General features: G+C 68.7%; 13 protein-coding genes. 4 read left to right on the top strand and 9 right to left on the bottom strand.

Annotated features, from left to right (window positions below; translation table 11 throughout):
* Position 1 precedes the first annotated feature (1 nt).
* Positions 2–2,287, bottom strand: coding sequence for a spermidine synthase (locus AX721_RS07860; protein WP_068875461.1), 2,286 nt, complete (start codon positions 2,285–2,287; stop codon positions 2–4).
* Positions 2,288–2,360: 73 nt separating this feature from the next.
* On the opposite strand from AX721_RS07860, the gene AX721_RS07855 reads away from it, so the two are divergent.
* The gene (locus AX721_RS07855; protein ID WP_068875460.1) at positions 2,361–2,852 is read left to right on the top strand and encodes a CinA family protein; all 492 of its coding nucleotides are present in this window, start codon (positions 2,361–2,363) and stop codon (positions 2,850–2,852) included.
* Positions 2,849–4,153, top strand: a complete 1,305-nt coding sequence (locus AX721_RS07850; protein WP_369807896.1) for an APC family permease — start codon at positions 2,849–2,851, stop codon at positions 4,151–4,153. Before AX721_RS07855 ends, AX721_RS07850 begins: the two co-directional genes overlap by 4 nt.
* Here the strand turns inward: AX721_RS07850 and AX721_RS07845 are convergent.
* The gene (locus AX721_RS07845) at positions 4,110–4,553 is read right to left on the bottom strand and encodes a type II toxin-antitoxin system RatA family toxin (RefSeq protein ID WP_068875458.1); all 444 of its coding nucleotides are present in this window, start codon (positions 4,551–4,553) and stop codon (positions 4,110–4,112) included. The genes AX721_RS07850 and AX721_RS07845 overlap by 44 nt on opposite strands.
* A 1-nt stretch (position 4,554) precedes the next feature.
* Positions 4,555–5,517 (bottom strand): lipoyl synthase, encoded by a 963-nt coding sequence (gene lipA, locus AX721_RS07840; protein WP_068875457.1) that lies wholly within the window; start codon positions 5,515–5,517, stop codon positions 4,555–4,557.
* A 151-nt stretch (positions 5,518–5,668) separates the two neighbouring features.
* Here lipA and AX721_RS07835 point away from each other — a divergent pair, with 151 nt between their 5' ends.
* Positions 5,669–7,222, top strand: a complete 1,554-nt coding sequence (locus AX721_RS07835) for an AMP-binding protein (RefSeq protein ID WP_068875456.1) — start codon at positions 5,669–5,671, stop codon at positions 7,220–7,222.
* 17 nt (positions 7,223–7,239) lie between these two features.
* Positions 7,240–7,638 (top strand): DoxX family protein, encoded by a 399-nt coding sequence (locus AX721_RS07830; RefSeq protein ID WP_068875455.1) that lies wholly within the window; start codon positions 7,240–7,242, stop codon positions 7,636–7,638.
* Between the two features lie 4 nt (positions 7,639–7,642).
* Here the strand turns inward: AX721_RS07830 and lpdA are convergent, their stop codons facing one another.
* From lpdA to pdhA, 6 genes are read right to left on the bottom strand one after another with little or no spacing between them, the layout of a single operon-like run.
* Positions 7,643–9,034, bottom strand: coding sequence for a dihydrolipoyl dehydrogenase (lpdA, locus tag AX721_RS07825; protein ID WP_068875454.1), 1,392 nt, complete (start codon positions 9,032–9,034; stop codon positions 7,643–7,645).
* The gene (locus AX721_RS07820; protein ID WP_068875453.1) at positions 9,034–9,513 is read right to left on the bottom strand and encodes a glutathione peroxidase; all 480 of its coding nucleotides are present in this window, start codon (positions 9,511–9,513) and stop codon (positions 9,034–9,036) included. Before AX721_RS07820 ends, lpdA begins: the two co-directional genes overlap by 1 nt.
* 9 nt (positions 9,514–9,522) lie before the next feature.
* Positions 9,523–10,827, bottom strand: a complete 1,305-nt coding sequence (locus tag AX721_RS07815) for a pyruvate dehydrogenase complex dihydrolipoamide acetyltransferase (RefSeq protein WP_068875452.1) — start codon at positions 10,825–10,827, stop codon at positions 9,523–9,525.
* Entirely contained in the window at positions 10,824–11,228 is a 405-nt protein-coding gene (locus AX721_RS07810; RefSeq protein WP_068875451.1) for a GFA family protein, read from the bottom strand. Before AX721_RS07810 ends, AX721_RS07815 begins: the two co-directional genes overlap by 4 nt.
* Positions 11,225–12,628 (bottom strand): pyruvate dehydrogenase complex E1 component subunit beta, encoded by a 1,404-nt coding sequence (locus tag AX721_RS07805; protein ID WP_068875450.1) that lies wholly within the window; start codon positions 12,626–12,628, stop codon positions 11,225–11,227. The genes AX721_RS07810 and AX721_RS07805 overlap by 4 nt, the downstream gene beginning before the upstream one ends.
* A complete protein-coding gene (gene pdhA / locus AX721_RS07800; RefSeq protein ID WP_068875449.1) occupies positions 12,625–13,674 on the bottom strand; it encodes a pyruvate dehydrogenase (acetyl-transferring) E1 component subunit alpha in 1,050 nt (349 codons plus the stop codon). The genes AX721_RS07805 and pdhA overlap by 4 nt, the downstream gene beginning before the upstream one ends.
* Positions 13,675–13,692: the final 18 nt, after the last annotated feature.

Below are 13,692 nucleotides of genomic sequence, written 5' to 3'. Positions count from 1 at the left end.
ATCACGGCAGCCACGTCCACCGGCCCTTGAGGTGGGCGTACAGCGAACCGGCGAGATTGGTGTAGTCGTCGGTCCAGGGCTTGGCCTTGAAGGGGTCGCCCCAGCGCCACTTGCCTGAGGCCATGAAGGCGTCCAGCGCCGCCTTGTTCTTCGCGATGATCACGGCGTCCTCGGACGATTCCCAAGTCCCGGCAGGGTCCTCCTGGGGCGCAACATAGTTCTGCGCCAGCGACCAGCCGCCGGCGGCGCGGGCCACGGCCTGCGCCGGATGCATCAGGTCCAGGTTCCGGTTGGACAGGTGCAGGATCAGGATGCCGTCCGGCTTCAGCTTGGTGAGGTAGCCGCGCACGGCTTCCACGGTGAGCAGGTGGGCCGGCACCGCATCCGACGAGAAGGCGTCGATCAGCAGGATGTCGAAGCTGCCCGGCTGCTCCTTGGCCACCGTCAGGCGCGCGTCGCCGATCACGTAGTCGACCAGGCTCTTGGCGCACAGGGTTGTGTAGCTGAAATTCACCGGGTCGCTGGCGATCCGCACCACCAGCGGGTCGATCTCGTAGAAGCTGAGATGGTCGGCCGCCCGCACGTAGCCGGCGACGGACCCCGTTCCGAGGCCCACCGCTCCGATCCGCAAGCTCGGCGAGGCCTTCTGCTTGGCCACGAACACCTGACCGATCGGAGTGTTCGGCGTGTAGTAGACCATCGGCCGGCAGCGGTAGCGCGGGTCCTGCGCTTGGGCGCCATGCAGCGTGGTGCCGTGCGCCAGCATCTTCACCTGCCCGATGCTCGGGACGTAGGTCTGCGACAGCTTCAAAACGCCGAAGAAGCTGCGCCAGCTCTGTCGCGTGTCCGTCCGGTCGGCCGCCGCCTCGGCGGCATAGGTCAGCACCGCCAGGACGGCGAAGAACATCAGGGCGTGCCGCCGGACCATGAACGCCGCCAGCATGGCCAGGACCAGCAGCGTCTTCATCCCCATGTCGAACAGCTCGGACTGGTCGAAGGCGCCGACGACGGACTCCGTGGTCACCCGCGAGCCCGCGAACGTCACCGCCATGGGCGTGGCGATCGCCGCGCCGACCCCTACGATCAGCATCGCCCAGCTCCAGCGGGGAATGCGGTTCAGGTCGCCCCAGGGCCGCGCGAGGCACGAGAGCGCCAGGACGATGGGGTATTCCCACACGTCGTTGAAGATCACCGGAGCGACAAAGGCGTTGAAGGCCCCGCCGACCACGCCGCCCAGCGAGAGGCAGAGGTAGAACTCGGTGAGGTGCGCCGGATCCGGCCGGTGCGCCACCAGGCGCTGGTGGCACATCAGCGCCGTCAGGAAGAAGGCGGCCAGGTGGACGAAGAGCTGCAGCGGCAGGGCCGTCGACTTGAACGGCAGCAGCGCAACGCAACAGGCCGCAGCCGCAGCCTGCAGGGTCAATGTCAGCGCCGGCCGGATCGCCGGCCGCTCCTGGAAGGCGATGATGAACGTCACCAGGTAGAGGGCGAGCGGCGCCACCCACAGGAACGGCGCCGAGGCCACATCGGTGGTGATGTGAGTGGTCACCCCCAGCATGAGGCTCGAAGGAATGGCCGCCAACGCCACCCACCCTGCCCGGCTGGCCCAGGACGGAGGCGGCGCCGTCGCTTCCGTTCGCACGACGGCCGCCGAGCGGACGCGCATGACGGCGAGCGCCAGGGCGACGATGACCAGCACGAAGAGCCCGTAGCCGGCGCTCCAGCCATAGCGCTGCTCCGCCAGGGACGTCAGCGGCTCGACCACGACCGGATAGGCCAGAAGGGCGATCAGGCTGCCGAGGTTGCTGGCCGCATAAAGGACGTAGGGCTCCTTGCCCTCGGTCGCGCCGATGGTCCGCGCATGCCACGCCTGCACCAGCGGCGCGGTCGCCGAGAGGATCGCGAACGGCGCTCCGATCGAGAGCGCCAGGACGGCCAGCAGCCACAGGTTCGGATGGTCGGACGATGGCGGTCCCGCCAATTCGTTCACGCGCAGGGGCAAGGCCACGGCGGCGACGAGCAGCGCCGCGATGTGGGCGATCGCCTGGCCGCGCACCGAAGGGATCCGCTGCAGGAGGTGGGCGTAAAAGTAGCCGGCCAGCAACGCGAGCTGGAAGAACGCCATCGAGGTGTTCCACACCGATGGGCTTCCGCCCAGCAGGGGCAGGACCAGCTTGGCCACCATCGGTTGGACCAGGAACACCAGCGCGGCGCTGGTGAAGACCGTAGCGGCGAAGAGCGCCGGGGGCGCGGTGCGGGCCGGGGCCCCGTCGGCAAGCGTGGTCATAGGGTCTCGAATCGCCTTGTCGATGGGGGCGGGCAGTGCTCAGTTCGCCCGGAGTAGAGGGACCTTCAAGCTGATGTTCAACCTGGAGATCGTGACCCTGGCGCGCCTCCTGATCGACGAGGCGCGGGAACGGTCCCTGCGCATCGTTACCGCGGAAAGCTGCACCGGCGGCCTGGTGGCGGGCGCCATCTGCTCGATCGCCGGGTCGTCCGATGTGTTCGAGCGTGGGTTCGTCACCTATTCCAACCGCGCCAAACAGGAGCTTCTGGGCGTGCCTGGCGACCTGATCGCCGACCTCGGCGCGGTGTCCGAGCCGGTGGCGCGGATGATGGCCGAAGGCGCCTTGGAGGCCTCGAACGCGCACCTCGCCGTGGCGATCACCGGGGTGGCCGGTCCGGGCGGCGGCACGCCCCTGAAGCCCGTGGGGACGGTCCACATCGCCACCGCGCGGACCAATCAGCGGCTCGTGCATGAAGAACACTTCTTCGAGCAGGACACCCGGGAAGGCGTCCAGCTCGCCGCGGTCCAGGCGGCCCTCCAGATGATGCGGGACCGCCTCACCTGAGCGAAGCGCCGCACCTCGTCCGCGCCCTGCGCCGCCGCGACCTCACGGGCATCGTGCTGAACGCCATGATCGGGGCCGGCATGCTGGCCGCTCCCGCGAAGGTCTATGCCCTGGCCGGCGGCTGGAGCTTCGTGGTCCTCGCCGCCGCGGCGCTCGCGCTCATGCCGCTGATCCTTTGCTTCGCCGACCTGTCGAGCCGGTTTTCCGGCACGGGCGGGCCCTATCTCTATGCGCGCGCGGCCCTGCCCGCCCTGCCCGCCTTCGCCGTCGGCTGGCTGATGTGGTTCAGCCAGGCGATGTCGGTCGCCACCCTGTCGGCCCTGTTCGTCACCTACCTCGCGGGCTTCGTCCCGGCGTTGGAATCGGGCGCGCCGCGCTATCTGACCATCGGCTTGCTGGGCGCGATCCTGACCGGCATCGTCCTGGTGGGCATCCGCCAGTCGGCTCGCGCCAGCAATGTCCTGATCGTGCTGAAGGTGGGGTTCGTGCTGGCCTTCGCCGCGGCCGGCATCGGGTTCGTCCAGGCGGACCGGCTGGCGATCGACTCGTCCCTGCCCACCGCCGTTCCGTTCGCCCAGGCGATGCTGATCTACCTGTTCGCCTATTCCGGCTTCGAGCGCGGCTCGGTCGTCGCCGGCGAGGCGCGCGATCCGCAACGCGACGTGCCGGCGGCCCTGATCGGCGGGGTGGCCGCGGTCACCTTCGCTTACGCCGCGGTCCTGCTGGTGTGCGTGGGCGTGCTGGACAGCCCGGCCGCGAACGACCGGCCGCTCGCCGAGGTGGGCCGGCAGCTGTTCGGCGACGCCGGGGCCATCGCCGTCTCGGCCGGGGCCCTGGCCGTGATCGTCGGGACGATCCTGGTCATCACCATCTCCATGCCGCGCATGCTGCTGGCGCTGTCCGAGCAGGACCAGCTGCCGCGCTGGCTGGGCCACGTCCACCCGCGCTGGCGCACGCCGCACGTGGCGATCGTCATCTCCAGCCTCCTGGGCTTCGGGTTCGCCATGGCCAGCGATCTGCTCACCGCCCTCACGATCGCCACCGCGGCCCGCCTGACGGGCTATATCCTGTGCTGCGTTTCCTTGTGGCGCATGTCGCGGCGGCCCGATGCGCCCGAGCCCCGGTTCTCGCTGCCCTTCCGGGGTCCGATCGCCCTGTTCACCGCGGCGCTGTTCACCGGTGTCCTGCTGCTGGGGGCGACGAAGGAATTGCCCGCACTGCTCGTGGTGCTTGCCGCAGGCCTCGTGCTGTGGGCGTTCAGCCGTAGAGCGCCTTCGCCCGGTCCTCGAAACAGCCCATGAGCCGCTCGACCGCGTGATGGAAGTTGGCCGTGAGAAGGCCCTCCAGGAGGCGTGACTTGAACTGGAAGTCGATGTCGAACTCGATCCGCGTCCCGGCCTCGTCTTCCAGGAACCGCCAGGTATTCGTCAGCCGCCGGAAGGGCCCGGACAACAGGCTGACGTCGATCCGGCGCTCGACGCTGTCGCGCCGCACGCGCGTGGCGAACCGCTCCTTGAGGAACGAGAAGCCCACGCCCGCCTCGGCGTCCAGGCTGTCGGCGCCCTCGCCCAGGTCACGCGCATTCCAGGTCCGCATGGAACTGATCCAGGGCACAAACTCGGGATAGCGGTCGACGTCGCCCACCAGGGCGAACAGCTGGTCCGGCGTATAGGGCAGGAGCCGTGAGACGTGGTGGTGCAAGCTAGGCGGCCGCCTCTTTCGCCCGCCGCGCCTCCTGCAGCCGGGCGAAGTCCTCGCCGGCGTGGTGCGACGAGCGGGTGAGCGGGCTGGCGGAGACCATCAGGAACCCCTTTGCCCGGGCGATCTCCTCGTAGGCCCGGAACTCGTCCGGGTGCACGAACCGGTCGATCGGCGCATGCTTGCGCGTGGGCTGCAGGTACTGGCCGATCGTGATGAAGTCGACGCCGGCGGAGCGCATGTCGTCCATCACCTGCATGACCTCCTCCTTCGCCTCGCCCAGGCCGACCATGATGCCGGACTTGGTGAACTGGGTCGGGTCGCGCTCCTTCACCCGCTCCAGCAGGCGCAGCGAGTTGTAATACCGGGCGCCCGGGCGGATCGAGAGGTACAGCCGCGGCACGGTCTCGAGGTTGTGGTTGAAGACGTCAGGGCGGGCGTCGATCACCTCGTGCACCGCCTCGAGCGGCTTGCGCAGGAAATCCGGCGTCAGGATCTCGACCGTGGTGGCGGGCGAAGCCTGGCGGATGGCCAGGACCACGGCGGCGAAGTGCGCCGCGCCGCCGTCGGCCAGGTCATCCCGGTCCACCGAGGTGATGACCACGTGCTTCAGCCCCATCTTCGCCACGGCGTCGGCGACGCGGGCGGGCTCGGTGGGATCCAGGGCGTTCGGCTTGCCGGTGGCCACGTTACAGAACGAGCAGGCCCGCGTGCAGATCTCGCCCATGATCATCATGGTCGCGTGGCTCTTGGACCAGCACTCCCCGATGTTCGGGCAGGCGGCCTCTTCGCAGACCGTGACCAGGCCGTGGCCCTTCACGATGTCCCGGGTGGCGTTGTAGCCGGTCGAGCCCGGGGCGCGGACCCGCAGCCACTCCGGCTTTCGCAGGATCGGCGAATCCGGCCGGTTCTGCTTTTCGGGGTGCCGCGGACGGCGCTGGTTCAGGGTGTCGATGACCACGGCCATAGCCCCTAGATCGTCCGTCCGGGCCTCCGGATCAAGCGTGCGTACGGTCGCGTCGGCCGCGAGGCGAGCTTCACGCCTCGTTACCGATCTTTTCAGCCGGTTCCATGGGCGATAGGTTCCCCGCAACGAGAACACTGGGAGGCGAGCGCCTTTGACTCCGTTCGACAGCGCCGAGGCGCAGTCTTCGATCTTCGATGCGTTGCTGTCCGCGGCGCGGAAACATGGGCTGAAGAAGCCGATCCTGGAAGACCAGGAGCGCAACCCCCTCACCTATCTCGACCTGATCCGGGCTTCGTTCGCCCTGGGTCGCAAGATCGCGTCGTTCACCCGTAAGGGTGAACGTGTTGGGGTCATGCTGCCGTCCAGTTCGGGCGGGATCGTCACCTTCTTCGCGCTGCACGCGTTCGGCCGCGTGCCGACGATGCTGAACTTCACGGCCGGCATCCGCAATCTGAAGGCTGCTTGCGACCTCGCCGGCATCAGGACCGTGCTGACGTCCCATCGCTTCGTCGAGCAGGGCAAGCTGCACGACCTGATCGATGCGCTCGAGGACAAGGCCCAGGTGGTCTATCTCGAGGAGGTGCGCCAGACGGTGGGCCTGGCCGACAAGCTGTTCGCCGCCGCGGCCGGCGCGATGCCGAAGCGGTTCCGGACGCCCGTCGCGCCTTCGGACCCCGGCGTCATCCTGTTCACCTCGGGCAGTTTCGGCGCGCCCCGAGGCGTGGTGCTCAGCAATGCAAACCTGGTGGCGAACTGCCGTCAGATCAATCAGCACATCCCCCTCGACACCAACTGGGTCTTCTTCAACCCGTTGCCGATCTTCCACGTCTTCGGCCTGACGGGCGGTGCGTTGCTGCCGCTGCTGACGGGTCTGAAGACCTTCCAGTATCCGTCGCCGCTGCACATCAAGCAGATCCCGCCGCTGGTGAAGGACAGCCGCGCGAACGTGCTCTTCGCCACCGACACCTTCATCAACCAGTACGCGCGCTCGGCGGCGCCCGGCGAACTCAGCGACCTGACCTTCGTGGTCTGCGGGGCGGAGAAGGTGCGGGAGGAAACCCACAACCTGATCACCGAGAAATTCGGTCCGATCCCGCTGCTGGAGGGCTACGGCGCCACCGAATGCTCGCCGGTGATCGCCGTGAACAAGCCCACCGACAACCGGCGCGGCACGGTCGGCGGGCTGCTGCCGGGCATGGAGACCCGCCTGGAGCCGGTTGAAGGCATCCCCGGCGGCGGCAAGCTGCTGGTCCGCGGCCCCAATGTGATGTCCGGCTATCTGCGCGCCGACGGCGGGATCGAGCCGCCCGAGGACGGCTGGCACGACACGGGCGACGTGGTCTCGCTGTCCGACGACGACTGGATCAAGATCCTGGGCCGAGTGAAGCGCTTCGCCAAGGTGGGCGGCGAGATGGTCTCCCTGACCGCCGCCGAGGACCTGGCGGCCGCCGTCTGGCCCGACTGCCGGCATGCGGTGGTGGCCCTGCCCGATCCCAAGAAGGGCGAGCGCCTGATCCTGGTCACCGACCGGCGCGACGCCGACCCGGCTCCGCTGATCCTGCACGCCCAGCAGATCGGCGCCCCCGAACTGGCGGTGCCTCGAAAGATCATCCGCGTGCAGGAAATCCCGGTCCTGGGCACCGGCAAGACCGATTACGTCGCGCTGCAGCGTATCGTGGACGCGGAGATGCGACGCGCCGCCTGACCTGAAGGGGAACATCGATGCCAAGTCTGGCCGTCTGGGCGCCGCGGGCGCTCGCCCTGCTGCGGATCATCGCCGCGCTGCTGTTCATGGAGCACGGCCTGATGAAGCTGGTCGGCTTCCCAGCCCCTCAGCCCGGCGCGCCCGATCCCCTGCCCCCGCTGCTGATGGCGGCGGCGATCATCGAGGTCGTGGGCGGCGGCCTGATCGCGCTGGGTCTGTTCACCCGCCTGGCCGCCTTCCTCTGCTCGGGCCAGATGGCGGTGGCCTATTTCATGGCGCACGGCAGCCAGGGCTTCTGGCCGGCCCTCAACGGCGGCGAGGCGGCGATCCTGTTCTGCTTCATCTTCCTCTACCTGGCCTGCGCCGGCCCCGGCGCCTGGAGCCTGGACGCGGCGGTGAGGAAGCGGACCGACTGACCGCCTAGATGTGCAGAACCATCCCGTAGGCGTCGAGCGAGGCCTCGTGCATGGCTTCGCTCATGGTCGGATGCGGGAACACCGTGGCCTGCAGCTCGGCTTCGGTCGCCTCCAGGGTCATGGCCAGGGTGAACCCCTGGATCATCTCGGTCACCTCGTGGCCGATCATGTGGGCGCCGATCAGGGCCCCGGTCTTGCCGTCGAAGACCGTCTTGACGAAGCCGTCCAGCTCGCCCGCGGCGATGGCCTTGCCGTTCACGCGGAAGGGGAAGCGGCCGACCTTCGGCTCCAGGCCCTTTTCCTTGGCCTGGGCTTCGGTCAGGCCCACGGAGGCCACCTGGGGCGTGGTGTAGGTGCAGCCCGGGATCGGTGAGGTCAGGTTCGTGGGCTTGAGGCCCGCGATATGCTCGATGCAGTGGACGCCCTCGTGGCTCGCCTTGTGGGCCAGCCACGGCGGCCCCGCCACGTCGCCGATCGCATAGAGTCCGGGCACGCCCGTGGCGCCGTGGGCGTCTGTGACCACGTGGGTCTTCTCGATCTTCACGCCCAGGGCTTCCAGGCCCATGTCCTCGACGTTGCCGACGATCCCGACCGCCACGATGGCCACCTCGGCCTCAAGCGTCTCGGCCTTGCCGCCCGCCTCGATCTCCAGGCTCACGCCCGACCTGGTCTTGGTCAGCTTCTTCACATTGGCCGGGACGCGGAACTTGATGCCCCGCTTCTCGAAGGCCTTGTGCGCGGCCTTGGAGACCTCCTCGTCCTCGACGGGCAGGATGCGCGGCATCATCTCGACCACGGTCACATCCGAGCCCAGGGCCCGGTAGAAGCTGGCGAACTCCATGCCGATGGCGCCCGAGCCGATGACGACGAGGGTCTTGGGCGCGGACTTGGGGACCAGGGCCTCGCGATAGGTCCAGACACGCTCGCCGTCCGGTTCCAGGCCGATGGCCGGGATCGTCCGGGCGCGGGCGCCGGTGGCCAGGATCACGTGCTTGGCGGTCAGCTTACGATCGCCGACGACGACGGTCGGCGCGCCCTGCCCCTTCTCCAGGCGCGCGGTTCCGGTCACCACCTCGATCTTGTTCTTCTTCATCAGGAAGGTGACGCCCGCGTTCAGGGTCGAGGCCACCTTCCGCGAACGCTGCACCACGGCGTCGAAGTCGAAGCCGCGCTTTTCCACCGACAGGCCGTAGTCCTTCAGGTGATCGAGCTGTTCGTACACCTCGCCGGACTTCAGCAGCGCCTTGGTGGGAATGCAGCCCCAGTTCAGGCAGATGCCGCCCAGCTCCGCCCGCTCGACGATGGCGGTCTTCATCCCGAGCTGCGAGGCGCGGATGGCGGTGACGTAGCCGCCAGGGCCCGACCCGATCACGACGACATCGAACGCATCAGCCATCAGAGCAAAGCCTCGATCGCGCCTTCCAGCGCCTTGGGTTCAACATTCGGAGCGTAGCGGCCGGTGACCTGGCCGTTCCGGTCGACGAGGAACTTGGTGAAGTTCCACTTGATGCCCTGGGTGCCCAGCACGCCCTTCTTGGCCTTCTTGAGGTAGGCGTAGAGGGGGTGGGCCTGCGGGCCGTTGACGTCGATCTTTCGCATCATCGGGAACTGGACGTCGTAGGTCAGCGAGCAGAAGTTCGCGATCTCCTGCGCATCGCCCGGTTCCTGGGCGCCGAACTGGTTGCAGGGGAACCCAAGGATCACCAGGCCGCGGTCACGGAAGCGCTTGTAGAGCTTCTCCAGGCCCTCGTACTGGCGGGTGAAGCCGCATTTGCTGGCCGTGTTGACGATCAGGACGACCTTGCCCCGATAGTCCGCCAACGGCGCGGGCCGGCCGTCGAGCGTTTCGGCGCTGAAGTCGTAGATGCTGGTCAAGGCGCGTCCTTAGACGATCATGTTGAGCGGGTCTTCGATCAGCGGCTTGAAGGCCGCCAGCCACTTGGCGCCCGTCGCGCCGTCGACCACCCGGTGATCGCAGGTCAGGGTGACAGACATAACCGTCGCGATGGCCAGCTGATCGCCGCGCACCACGGGCCGTTTCTCGCCGGCGCCAACGGACAGGATGGCGCCCTGCGGCTCGTTGATGATCGAGGCGAACGACTTGATGCCGAACATGCCGAGGTTCGAGATCGAGAAGGTCCCGCCCTGGAACTCCTCGGGCTTCAGCTTCTTGCTGCGCGCCCGTTCGGCCAGGTCCTTGGCCTCAGTGGCGATCTGAGCCAGGCCCTTGGTCTCGGCGGCGCGGATGATCGGGGTGATCAGGCCGCCCGGCACCGCGACCGCCATGGCGATGTCGGCGTGCTTGTGCATGGCGATGCCTTCGGGCGTGTAGGACGCGTTGGCTTCCGGCACCCGCATCAGGGCGATGGCGGCGGCCTTGATCACAATGTCGTTGACGCTGACCTTCACGCCCTGCTTCTCCAGCATGGCGTTGATCTTCGCGCGGGCGGCCAGGAGCTCGTCGATCTCCAGGTCCATGTTGAGCGGGAAGTGCGGCACGTCCCGGAAGCTGTCCGTCATTCGGCGCGCGACCGTCTTGCGCATGCCGTCCAGCGGGATCAGCTCGTAGCTGCCGGGCGCGATGCCCATCTGCTCCAGGCTCTGGGCCTGGCGCGGCGCCTGAGCGGCCGGAGCGCCGGCCGGCGCGGCCGCCGGAGCCTTCGCCTGGCCGGGCTGGGCCTTGTCGACGTCCACCTTCACGATGCGGCCGTGCGGGCCGGACCCGGTCATGGCCGAGAGATCGAGGCCCTTCTGTTCGGCCAGCCGGCGCGCCAGCGGCGAGGCGAAGATGCGGCCGCCGTCCGCCGCCTTCGCGGGCGCCGGAGCTGCGGCAGGCGCAGGCTTGGGCGCCTCGGCCTTGGCGGGTTCGGGCGCCTTGGCGGGCGGGGGCGCGGCCTCGGCCTTGGGAGCCTCGGCTTTCGGCGCCTCGGCCTTGGGCGCAGGCGCCTCGCCCTCGCCGGCCAGCCGCGCGATCGGGGTATTGACCTTCACGCCCTCCGAGCCCTCGGCGATCAGGATCTCGTCGACGACGCCCTCGTCCACCGCCTCGACCTCCATGGTCGCCTTGTCGGTCTCGATCTCGGCGATCACGTCGCCGGACTTCACGGTGTCGCCCTTCTTCACGTGCCACTTGGCCAGCGTGCCCTCTTCCATGGTGGGCGAGAGGGCGGGCATGAGGATGTCCGTCATGCGTGTTCCTTGGAGAGATGGCTGAGGGACGCCGCATTGGCCTCCCAGTTCTGGCCGTCGAAGGCCTCGATGACGAGCTCCAGCCCGTCCACGGTGTCCAGGCAGCGGCCGTTGACGCTCCAGCCGTCGGGGTTCGACCGCGGGCGGTAGAAGCTCTTCACGCCGCAGTCCGCGCAGAACAGGTGCTTCGCCACCCGGGTATTGAACGTGTACTCGGCCAGGCGGTCGGCGCCCTTGGTCAAGCGGAAGCGGCTCTCCGGCACGATCACGTGCACGAAGCCCGTCTTGGCGCACATGGAGCAGTTGCAGGTCTGCGCCTCGACGCGCGCCGGCAGGGCCACCTCGAAACGGACGCCGCCGCAGTGGCACCCGCCCGCCCGCCAGGCGAAGGCCTCGCTCACTTGTACGAGACGGCCTTGGCCGCCTTCACGATCCGCTCCACCGAAGGCATCGACAGCGCCTCCAGGTTGGCGGCGTAGGGCAGCGGCACGTCCTCCTGGCAGACCCGCATCGGCGGGGCGTCGAGGTAGTCGAAGGCCAGTTCGGTCACCTTGGCCGCCACCTCGGCGCCGACGCCCATGGGGCCCCAGCCCTCCTCGACGGTGACCAGGCGGTTGGTCTTCTTCACGCTCTCGACGACGGTCTCGATGTCCATGGGCCGGATCGTGCGCAGGTCGACGACCTCGGCCTCGATCCCGTCCTTGGCCAGTTCCTCGGCGGCCTGCAGGCAGAAGCCGACCATCCGGGAATAGGCCACCAGGGTGACGCCCGCGCCCTCGCGGCGCACCTTCGCCTTGCCGATCGGCACCACCCAGTCGACGCCTTCCGGCACGTCGAACTCCTGGCCGTAGAGCATCTCGTGCTCGAGGAAGACCACGGGGTTCGGATCGCGAATGGCCGCCTTCAGGAGGCCCTTGGCGTCGGCCGCGTCGTAGGGGGCGATGACCTTCAGGCCCGGTACGTGGCCGTACCAGGCCGCGTAGTCCTGGCTGTGCTGGGCGGCCACGCGGGCCGCCGCGCCGTTGGGGCCGCGGAAGACGATGCTGGTCTTGATCTGGCCGCCCGACATGTACAGCGTCTTGGCGGCCGAATTGATAATGTGATCAATGGCCTGCATGGCGAAGTTGAACGTCATGAACTCGACGATCGGCTTCAGGCCGGCCATGGCCGCCCCAACGCCGAGGCCGGCGAAGCCGTACTCGGTGATCGGGGTGTCGATGACGCGCTTGGGGCCGAACTCGTCCAGCAGGCCGCGGCTGACCTTGTAGGCCCCCTGATACTGCGCGACCTCCTCGCCCATGAGGAAGACGTCGCCGTCGCGGCGCATCTCCTCGGCCATGGCGTCGCGCAGAGCGTCGCGGACCGTCACCTTCACCAGGTTGACGCCCTCAGGCAGCTCAGGATCCTTCAGCGGCGGCTTGGGCGTGACGGGCGCGGCGCCCTCGCCCTCCGGCCGCGGCCTGGCCGTCTCCGGCGGCTGCTTCTCGGGATCGCCGGCGGCGGCCTGCGCCGCGGGCGCAGGCGCTTCCGCCTTCGGCTCGGGGGTCTTGGCGGCCGCGCCGCCCTCGCCGCCCAGGCGCGCGATCGGCGTGTTGACCTTCACCTCCTCCGAGCCTTCCGGCACGAGGATCTCGGAGATCACGCCTTCGTCGACCGCCTCGACCTCCATGGTGGCCTTGTCGGTCTCGATCTCGGCGATCACGTCGCCGGAGCGCACATTGTCGCCCACCTTCACGTGCCACTTGGCGAGCGTGCCCTCCTCCATCGTCGGAGAGAGCGCCGGCATCAGGATGTCGGTCACGCGTGGCTCTCCGTGTAGACGTCGGTGTAGAGTTCGGACGGGTCGGGCTCGGGGCTGGTGCGGGCGAATTCGGCCGCATCGGCGACGATCTTCTTCACCTCGGCGTCGATGGCCTTGAGGGTGGCCTCGTCGGCCCAGCCGTTCTTCTCCAGCAGGTCCTCGACGTGGTCGATGGGATCGCGGGTCTTGCGGACCTCGTCCACCTCCTCCCGCGTCCGGTACTTGGCCGGGTCGCTCATGGAGTGGCCGCGGTAGCGGTAGGTCTTCATCTCCAGGATGTAGGGGCCCTTCCCAGAGCGGGCGTGCTCGGCGGCCTTTTCTGCGGCGGCCTTCACGGCCAGCACGTCCATGCCGTCGACTTCCTCGCCCGGGATGCCGAACGAGACGCCCCGCTTGTGCAGCCGGGTCTCGGCCGACGAGCGCTGGATCGCCGTACCCATCGCGTACTGGTTGTTCTCGATCACATAGACGACCGGCAGCTTCCACAGCTCGGCCATGTTGAAGGCCTCGTAGACCTGGCCCTGGTTGGCCGCGCCGTCGCCGAAGAAGGCGAAGCTGACCTTGCCGTCCTCGCGGTACCAGTTGGCGAGGCCGAGGCCCGTGCCCAGCGGCACCTGGGCGCCCACGATCCCGTGGCCGCCGTAGAAGGCCGCCTCGGTCGAGAACATGTGCATCGAGCCGCCCTTGCCCTTGGAAGAGCCGCCGATCCGGCCGGTGAGCTCGGCCATGACCTCCTTGGGATCCATGCCGCTGGTCAGCATGTGGCCGTGGTCACGGTAGCCGGTGATCACCTCGTCGCCCGGCTTCTTGGCCGCCTCGACGCCCACCGCGATGGCTTCCTGGCCGATGTAGAGGTGGCAGAAGCCGCCGATCAGGCCCATGCCATAGAGCTGGCCGGCCCGCTCCTCGAAGCGGCGGATCAGCAGCATCTCCCGGTAATAGCCAAGCAGCTCTTCCTTGGTGACGCCGGCCGGGCCCTTCGGGGCCTCCTTCGTCGCGCCATTGCTTTTCCGCCGACCGGTCGCACCGGTCTGACCGCGCGCCATGCGTCACTCCGTGATCTT

Source organism: Phenylobacterium sp. CCH9-H3, assembly GCF_001557235.1.
Classification (GTDB): Bacteria; Pseudomonadota; Alphaproteobacteria; order Caulobacterales; family Caulobacteraceae; genus Phenylobacterium.
Note: the sequence above shows the minus strand (reverse complement) of the source record. Positions and strands in the feature narration are given on the sequence as shown.